This window comes from Mesorhizobium sp. M1006 (genome assembly GCF_040318825.1).
Classification (GTDB): Bacteria; Pseudomonadota; Alphaproteobacteria; order Rhizobiales; family Rhizobiaceae; genus Mesorhizobium.
This window is the reverse complement of sequence record NZ_JAMYMZ010000027.1, coordinates 66,456-73,485: the sequence shown is the minus strand read 5'-3', so window position 1 is coordinate 73,485 and position 7,030 is coordinate 66,456. Positions and strand designations below refer to the sequence as shown.

Annotated in this window: 10 protein-coding genes; 5 read left to right on the top strand and 5 right to left on the bottom strand. The window is 60.9% G+C overall.

Features of this window, described 5'->3' with window-relative positions:
* The 5 genes from NKH60_RS23100 to NKH60_RS23080 form a co-directional block, all read right to left on the bottom strand.
* Positions 1–559: helix-turn-helix domain-containing protein (locus NKH60_RS23100; RefSeq protein ID WP_352873443.1), on the bottom strand; the 559-nt coding region annotated here is incomplete at its 3' end.
* Between the two features lie 270 nt (positions 560–829).
* Positions 830–1,237, bottom strand: a complete 408-nt coding sequence (locus tag NKH60_RS23095) for a hypothetical protein (RefSeq protein WP_352501933.1) — start codon at positions 1,235–1,237, stop codon at positions 830–832.
* Positions 1,238–1,506: 269 nt separating this feature from the next.
* Complete coding sequence (locus NKH60_RS23090; RefSeq protein ID WP_352469463.1) at positions 1,507–1,779, bottom strand: hypothetical protein; 273 nt, start codon at positions 1,777–1,779, stop codon at positions 1,507–1,509.
* Positions 1,780–2,243: 464 nt separating this feature from the next.
* Positions 2,244–2,843 (bottom strand): YdeI/OmpD-associated family protein, encoded by a 600-nt coding sequence (locus NKH60_RS23085; protein ID WP_352501935.1) that lies wholly within the window; start codon positions 2,841–2,843, stop codon positions 2,244–2,246.
* A 120-nt stretch (positions 2,844–2,963) separates the two neighbouring features.
* A complete protein-coding gene (locus NKH60_RS23080) occupies positions 2,964–3,389 on the bottom strand; it encodes a cupin domain-containing protein (protein WP_352465923.1) in 426 nt (141 codons plus the stop codon).
* A 321-nt stretch (positions 3,390–3,710) separates the two neighbouring features.
* Here NKH60_RS23080 and NKH60_RS23075 point away from each other — a divergent pair, with 321 nt between their 5' ends.
* From NKH60_RS23075 to NKH60_RS23055, 5 genes are all read left to right on the top strand, one after another.
* On the top strand, positions 3,711–4,145 hold the full coding sequence (locus NKH60_RS23075; protein WP_352539401.1) for a DUF3597 domain-containing protein: 435 nt from the start codon (positions 3,711–3,713) through the stop codon (positions 4,143–4,145).
* A gap of 372 nt (positions 4,146–4,517) precedes the next feature.
* Positions 4,518–4,748: a hypothetical protein gene (locus tag NKH60_RS23070; RefSeq protein ID WP_352469460.1), complete on the top strand. Its 231-nt coding sequence runs from the start codon at positions 4,518–4,520 to the stop codon at positions 4,746–4,748.
* A gap of 233 nt (positions 4,749–4,981) precedes the next feature.
* Positions 4,982–5,170 (top strand): DUF3606 domain-containing protein, encoded by a 189-nt coding sequence (locus NKH60_RS23065; RefSeq protein WP_352502669.1) that lies wholly within the window; start codon positions 4,982–4,984, stop codon positions 5,168–5,170.
* Positions 5,170–5,352, top strand: coding sequence for a hypothetical protein (locus NKH60_RS23060; RefSeq protein ID WP_352469832.1), 183 nt, complete (start codon positions 5,170–5,172; stop codon positions 5,350–5,352). The genes NKH60_RS23065 and NKH60_RS23060 overlap by 1 nt, the downstream gene beginning before the upstream one ends.
* Positions 5,353–5,459: 107 nt before the next feature.
* On the top strand, positions 5,460–6,941 hold the full coding sequence (locus NKH60_RS23055) for a hypothetical protein (RefSeq protein ID WP_352834545.1): 1,482 nt from the start codon (positions 5,460–5,462) through the stop codon (positions 6,939–6,941).
* Positions 6,942–7,030 lie beyond the last annotated feature (89 nt).

The following is a 7,030-nucleotide window of genomic DNA, read 5'->3' as shown; positions in this document are numbered from 1 at the left end:
TTGTCGATTCAAGCGCTTCGCAGGCGAGCACATAGCGCGAGATCTGGTCGGTGACCGTCAGGGGGTAACAGTAGCTACCGTTGCCGAGCCTGAACTCCCCCTTGAAGTCGGTGCACCACAGATCGTTAGGGGCGGCGGCTTGCGACAATGGCGTGCCCACGGCCTTGCTCGCCCGGTTCCTCTTGCGGGCCTGGCTCACAAGGCCGTGACGGTCGAGCACGGCATGCACGGTGCTTTTGGCCGGGATACGCACATCACCGGCGAGCTTCCTGACCAGCAACTCCCTGATCTTGCGAGCGCCCCAATGCGGCTTCTCGCGCTTGGTCTCGACGATCAGCCGCTCGATCTGCTCGGGCAACTGGTTGGCGTACCTCACCGGCCGCCGCGAGCGGTCGCAAAGCGCCTCCAGCCCTTCCTCCCTATAGCGGTTGAAGATCTTGTAGCCAGTCTTGCGCGAAATCCCGAAATCCCGGCACACATCGCTCATGCCTTCTCCCGCGAGAAGGCGGGCAACGAAACGTAGACGTTCCTCCATCACCGAACACTCTCTCCACGGCATCAACACCTCCGGCCAAAAGCCAAAAGTGTTACCCATGTGTCCGGTACAAAACGTCACCTATGTCTCAGGCCGCGCACTCACCGGCTCGCCGAGTCTGAAGGGACACTGGACGGCGACTGCAGCTGCGATGCAGTATCTTGAGGCAGGCAGAGGGGGGCGCGAGCGGCTTTCATCTTCGCCGCACTCTTACCTCAGATCAGCCTACAACCGATCGGCCCGCGCTTCACCAGAAGCACGGGCTTGGTCGACTCGGCACCGTCGCCGCCCCGTCTAGCGCGGGACCGCTTGTATTCCCGAGACCGAGCGCTCTGTTTCGGCGGAAAAAACCACGAAGGCAAAGATCAGCACGGCGGCAGCGACAATCATTGAGCCGGTGGCGACGATCGGCTCGAGCGCCGGATTTCCCTGCAGCATCAGGTAAAGCGCCGGCAGCATCACGACCAGGCCGAGATTGTAGACGCCATAGTGGATCATCGCGCTCCTGCGGGCAGCCTTCGCCGGGTTCAGCGCATAATAGCCGCCGAATATTGCACTGGTGACCCACCCCAGCAGGTTGATGTGCGCGTGAGCCGGAAACGCGCCGTGATCGCCTGAAATTGCCATCTGCAGGCCAGCTGCAATTCCCAGAATAAGAAAGATGATGGCTGTCTTGAAAAAGAGTTCCGAAACCTTAGGCATATCATTCTCCCAAACCCGTTTTGCCGCCGCATCATGCTGTGGTTCCGGCGATCTTGCCAAGGGACCGTCGGGCCTGCGGAGCCATTTGTCGCCGGCCTGACAGCCCGTTGGCGGCCGGCCGCCGGGCCTGGCCGGTTGCGAGTCCAGCCAGCAAAAAATATGCACTCACGCTAATTTAATTGCAACATTACCGGCCAGGCTTGCATGTCGTTCTCGCCAGGGAAGTGTCCTGCACGATGGTGGTGCCATACGCGCCAAAGATCTGCCCGTCAGTGTTGCAGCAAGGCCTCGCCGAACTTCTCCCACAGCTGTGCGCAATCTGTTGCTCTGAGGCTGGGGGTTCCGACTGGGCCATATCTGATGACGGCGGCGTGAACATCATAGCCAACGATAGGTGCATTGGCGACAAAGTGGATAGCCTCGCCCAATCGGCGGGGGCCAATTGGCGCATCGGTTTTGTTGGTGATATCGAAGACACCACGAATATCCGCTTCCTGATTCCTGGCTGCCAACGCAGCCGCCATTACCCTTTCTTGCATCATCGAAATCTCTCCTATCGGTCTAAGTCTAAGAACCGCGGCTTGTGCCGATCCGGCAGCTGACAACCGGCAAATCGAAGTGCCTTTTGCAGCATCTTGATTGGCTCTTGCTGCGAGCCACTCCGCCCGCTCCCGCGGCAAGCCGATAAGGCAACTGCCAGCAAAATCCGCAGGCACATCCACGGTCGCATCAAACACGGCCCACGTGCCAGTCGGCTCCTGAACGGGCAAAAACCTCATAACAGCGCCTGCTAATATACCATGCCGACTGTGAGAACGAGACTTTTTCCTGCATCAACTAAACGAATGAGAGCTGGTGTCGAAGTGCCGGGCGACGCTCGTCGAAAACAAATCGTCGGCGACATCGCCTGGATCGAAGGTGGGCCTGAGCAGCGATCCGGCCGCATTCGAGGCTCGCCGACAGGGACAAGCACAAGACGCAGCGCGCCGGCACGCCTCGTCAAATGTTACTTTCTGCCCTGCGGATAGATCGTCTCGCCGCGCTTCAGCATCTCCACGAACGCCGCGATCTTCTTCTTGCGTCCGGCTTCGGTTTTCATGTTGTGGATGCGGAAGGCGAGTGCGAAGCGGTTTTGCCCGCTGAGCTTTGCCAGCATCTCTTTCGCCGTGGGCTCGGCGTCTATTGCCGCCTGGAGGTCGTCGGGGATCTTCATCTCCTTGCCGCTCTTGTAGGCGCGCGCCCAGCGGCCGTCGGCCTTGGCCGCATCGACCTGCCTCAGCCCGTGCTCGGTCATCCGGCCCTCCTCGATCAGCCGGGCGACATTGTCGACATTGATCTGGCTCCAGGTGCTCTTCCTGCCGCGCGGGGTGTAGCGCTGCAGGTAGCTTTTGCCGTCCAAGGCCTTGCGCACTGCATCGATCCAGCCCCAGCACAACGCCGCGTCGATGGCTTGCTTCGGCGTGATCGACGGCAGTCCCGAATCGAGCTTATGGATCTTGATCCAGACTTCGTCCTCGCTGTCGTGATGCTCGCCAAGCCAGGCATGGAAGCTTTCGGCATCCCTGAACTCGCGCACCTTGGCGGGGTCGACCTTGACGGGCGCCATCAGCCGGTCCGCCCATGACGCGAGCGCGTAACGACGCCAAACCGCTTGCCGGCCGCGCGCGCGCTCACCTCAGCTCCGAGTTCGCAATCCGCAGGCCTGGTGATTCTCGCCGGCACGCATTCAGCCCGCACGATTGGGCGTTCCGAGGACATGGGATTTCGGCGGCAGCATGACGTTGTCGAATGTCTGCGTGAACATCGCCGCCGCAAAGAAAGCGACGGCGCGCAGGGTTTCGGTGCCGGTGTTGACGAGGTCGTGCCTGACCGGCGTCGGAAGTACCAGGACGCTGCCCGGCCCGACCGGGTGGGTGGTGCCGCCCTCAATGTGTAGCTCGCCGGTGCCGGCGATGATGTATTGCGTCTCTTCGGTGGCGTCGCTGTGCCAGCCGAGCCGCTTGCCGGGCTCGATCTCGTAGACAATGACCGAGGACTGGGTGGTGCCGTGCCCGCCGTAAACCGCGAAAGCGCCGGCCCATTTGACCGACGGATCGTCCTCTGCCCAAACCAGCGAACGTTCGAGCCTGTCGGATGCGACGACTGCTGTCATGGCTTCGTTCCTCTCAGCGAATTGCGAACACGAATCTAGATGATTTTTCTGGTCTGCGTCAGCAAAACTGGCTGCTGACCGTTCCCTCGTGCATTGCGCGTGACGATTTGTCGGGCCGCGATCCGACCTATTCTACTCTCGGGCCGGATCACTGAGCCGATACCCCAATGCAACCAAGCCTTTACCTTTTAGTCAGTTTTGAGTTGCCCCTGCGTTGCGTTCGTGGTCCGGTACAACCAGGGCGCTCAATGCGGCATTCGGCAACGGTCGCCTCACCGACCGTCAGGGCAACACACCGTCGAGCCAATACAGGAGATAGCAATGGGCATTTTCGACAGTATCAAAGGTGCGATTTTCGGAAACGCGGTTGCGGGCGAAGCGCCGCCGGCGCAACCGTCTCCCGCGCCTGCTTCGAGCACGGCCACCCAGCCGACGGCGCCTACCCGATCCGCCCCGGCTGCAACCCCGGCTCCGGCCGCGCCGGCCGCGCCGTCCTCTGCCCCTGACATCGCTGCCATTCTCGACAAGGCGGTGGCCGCGAGGGGGCAGAAACTCAACTGGAAGAATTCGATCGTCGACCTGATGAAGGCTCTGAATATCGACAGCAGCCTCGGCGCCCGCAAGGAGCTTGCCCACGAGCTGAACTACACCGGCGATATGAACGACACTGTAACGATGAATCTGTGGCTGCACGACGCACTGATGAAAAAGCTGGCCGAGAACGGCGGCAAGCTTCCGAGCGACCTGGCCGCCTAGAGTCACAAGACAAGCAATTCCAGGAAAACGTGTGAACGGTTTTCCGTCCGGAATTGCGTCAAACAAAAAAGACAGACCGGTTCTGCCCGCACCGTGGTTCTTGCTGCGCCGGCTTCGGCCGCAACCGAGCAGACCACACTGCCAAGCATCAGACTGCCCGTAAATAAAACTGAGACCGATCCCGGCCGCCGGGATTGGGTCCATGGCGAAGTCGCATGGCACAAAAGCGCTGCCCTCGCGCCCGGATTGCCTCCCGCAAAACCGACGATTTCGGTCGCTGCCCACGCGCTGGTAGGACCACCATTTTGCTGGCGAAACGCGACGTTCGGCGTATCATTCTCTCGGGAGAGGGTTCATGGTGGGAGGAAGCCAATGAACGTGGTGAAGCGGGTGACGGTCGCCGACTTGACAGCCCAAGAGCTTGTTTCATCTGCGCTTTCACGGTTCGGTGCCGGCGACACCATATCGACGAGGGCGATGCTGGACATCGTTCGCAGGACGGCTCCGGCCTGCGGCAACAGTGACGACGATCTGGTCGAGCTTATCGTCATGACGGCGGTTGGTAGGACCATGGGCGTCGTGTTCGACCATCGCTCCCATTAAAACAATCTGGAACGAACATCAGGCTGCGCCCAGGAGCAGTGGCGGGCGGTGGCAGCGCCGCCAAAGAGGCCGGCCTGTTTGTGCGTGAAGGTCGGCCTGGCACCAAGCCATTGCTTTGAGCAAAACCGCTGCTCATGCCGGGTCATGCCCGAAGCCGGTAGTTGGGCGACACGCTCGAAGGAACTCGCTGAAATCTTGCCCGTTATGCTCTCGTTGAGATGAGGAGAGCTGCCATGGCCGACGACAAAACCAAGACCGACAGTCGCGACCGCTCACGAGTGGCGGGCGGCGAAGACTACGAGGTACGTCACTTCGCCGAGGAAGCGGGCATTACCCCTGAGCAGGCGCGCACGCTGATCAAGCGCCACGGCACCGACCGCAAGGTGCTGAACGAAATCGCCGAGAGCATAAGAGCGTCGTAATGGCTGACAAGAAAACCGCAATGGCCGACCGCAAGACGCGCGATCTGGACGAAAAGGAGGCTCTGCGCCTGGCCGAAACCACCGACGTTTCGCCGAAGCAGGCGAAGGATCTGATGCGCAAGCACGGCAAGGACAGCCCGAAGGTCGAGAAGGAAGCCAAGAACTTCAAGGCCGAGGGCTGAGCCGCCCAGCCGGTTGGACGCGCGGCATGGGGCCGCGATCCTGCGGCTTATCGGTTTTCTAACAAATTCGGCCTATCCCTTCCGCTATCGCGGCTCAGGGATGCCATATGCGCGGGATATCTGGTGGGGCGAGGCCGTCGATAGACGACATACGGCATGTGAGGCTGATGTTTTGCCTGGTGGCGGCGGTCGTGATGGCGGCGGCGCTCCTCGCCTTTGCCCACTCCCTCCTGCAGGATCCCGATAGCTGGTGGCACATCAAGGTCGGCATGGATATGCTGGCACGCCGCACATTCCCCACCGTCGACATCTATTCCTATACTTTTGCCGGCCAGCCATGGATCGCCAAGGAATGGCTTAGCCAGGTCCTCCTTGCAATTGCCTTTCAAGCCGGCGGCTGGAACGGCGTGGTGCTGCTGGCGACTGCAGTAATCGCGCTTACGGCCTTCTTGACGTCGTGGTATCTCAGCGCGTGGTTGAAGCCGACGCTGGCGATAGGACTGACGCTGGTTCTCGCGCTCTTGATCGGGCCAATCTATGTCGCCCGGCCGCACATCTTTACCTTGCCCATCATCGTCGTCTGGACCGCCGGTCTTTTCCAGGCCGCACGCAACGAGAAAGCACCGCCCTTATGGCTGCTGGCGCTGCTTTGCCTGTGGGCCAATCTCCATGCCACCTTCACCTTCGGTTTCGTCATCGCCGCCTTCGCCGGCCTCGATCTCGTCATGCGCACACGCTTGTCGAACCCCCGGCTGCTGGCCAAGTGGATCGCTTTCGGGCTGCTTTGCCCGCTGGTCAGCCTGCTCAATCCCTATGGCGTCAAAGCCATACTCGCCACATTCACCGTGGCCTATGGCAATGAGGCGGTGCCTTACATTGCGGAGTGGCAGCCCTTCGACGCCGCGCGGCACACCCTCCAGGAGGTGGCCCTGCTGGTGGCGCTTTTCGGGCTGCTCGTGTCGAGATTGCGCATTGGCTGGGCCAAGGCGCTGTTCCTTGTCTTCACGTTGCACGTCTATCTCACCCACATACGGTTCATGTACCTGTTCTTTCTTCTCGTGCCGGTGGTCCTTGCCGTCGAGGTCGCGCAACAATATCCAGCGCTTTCAGCCGAGAAATGGGCGGCGGAAAAGCGTGACGGACTTGAACAATTTTTCGCACGGCAATTTTCCAGGATTTGTGCTGGACTTGCCGTTTTGCTGGTTTTGGCGGCTGCCGCCTTGACGAGCTATCCGGTCGCGCCGAGCCAGAAGACCTCGGCGAGGGACGCACTGGCCTTTGCCCAAACCCATAATCTGTCGGGCAATCTGCTGAACTCCTACGATTTCGGCGGCACGCTGATTTTCCATGGCATCAGGACGTTTATCGACGGCCGCGCGGATCAGCTCTTCCTGAATGGCTTTACGGAAACGGACGAGCAGACGGGGCACAGCCGGGGCAAGCCGATCCTGAAAGCCCAACTCGACAAATATACGATAGGCTGGGCGTTGTTGACCGCCGACGACAGCCGCATTCCGTTCTTCGACGAACTGGGCTGGAAGCGGGCCTATGCGGACGATTACGCGGTGATCTACACCCGCGCGGACTGAGCCCCGGCAGCTTCGCGCGCCGGTGCGCACCTCCCTCCTGAAGCTTCGGCCAGCGCCGAGGCGGCGAAATCCTTATGGGATTTTGATTT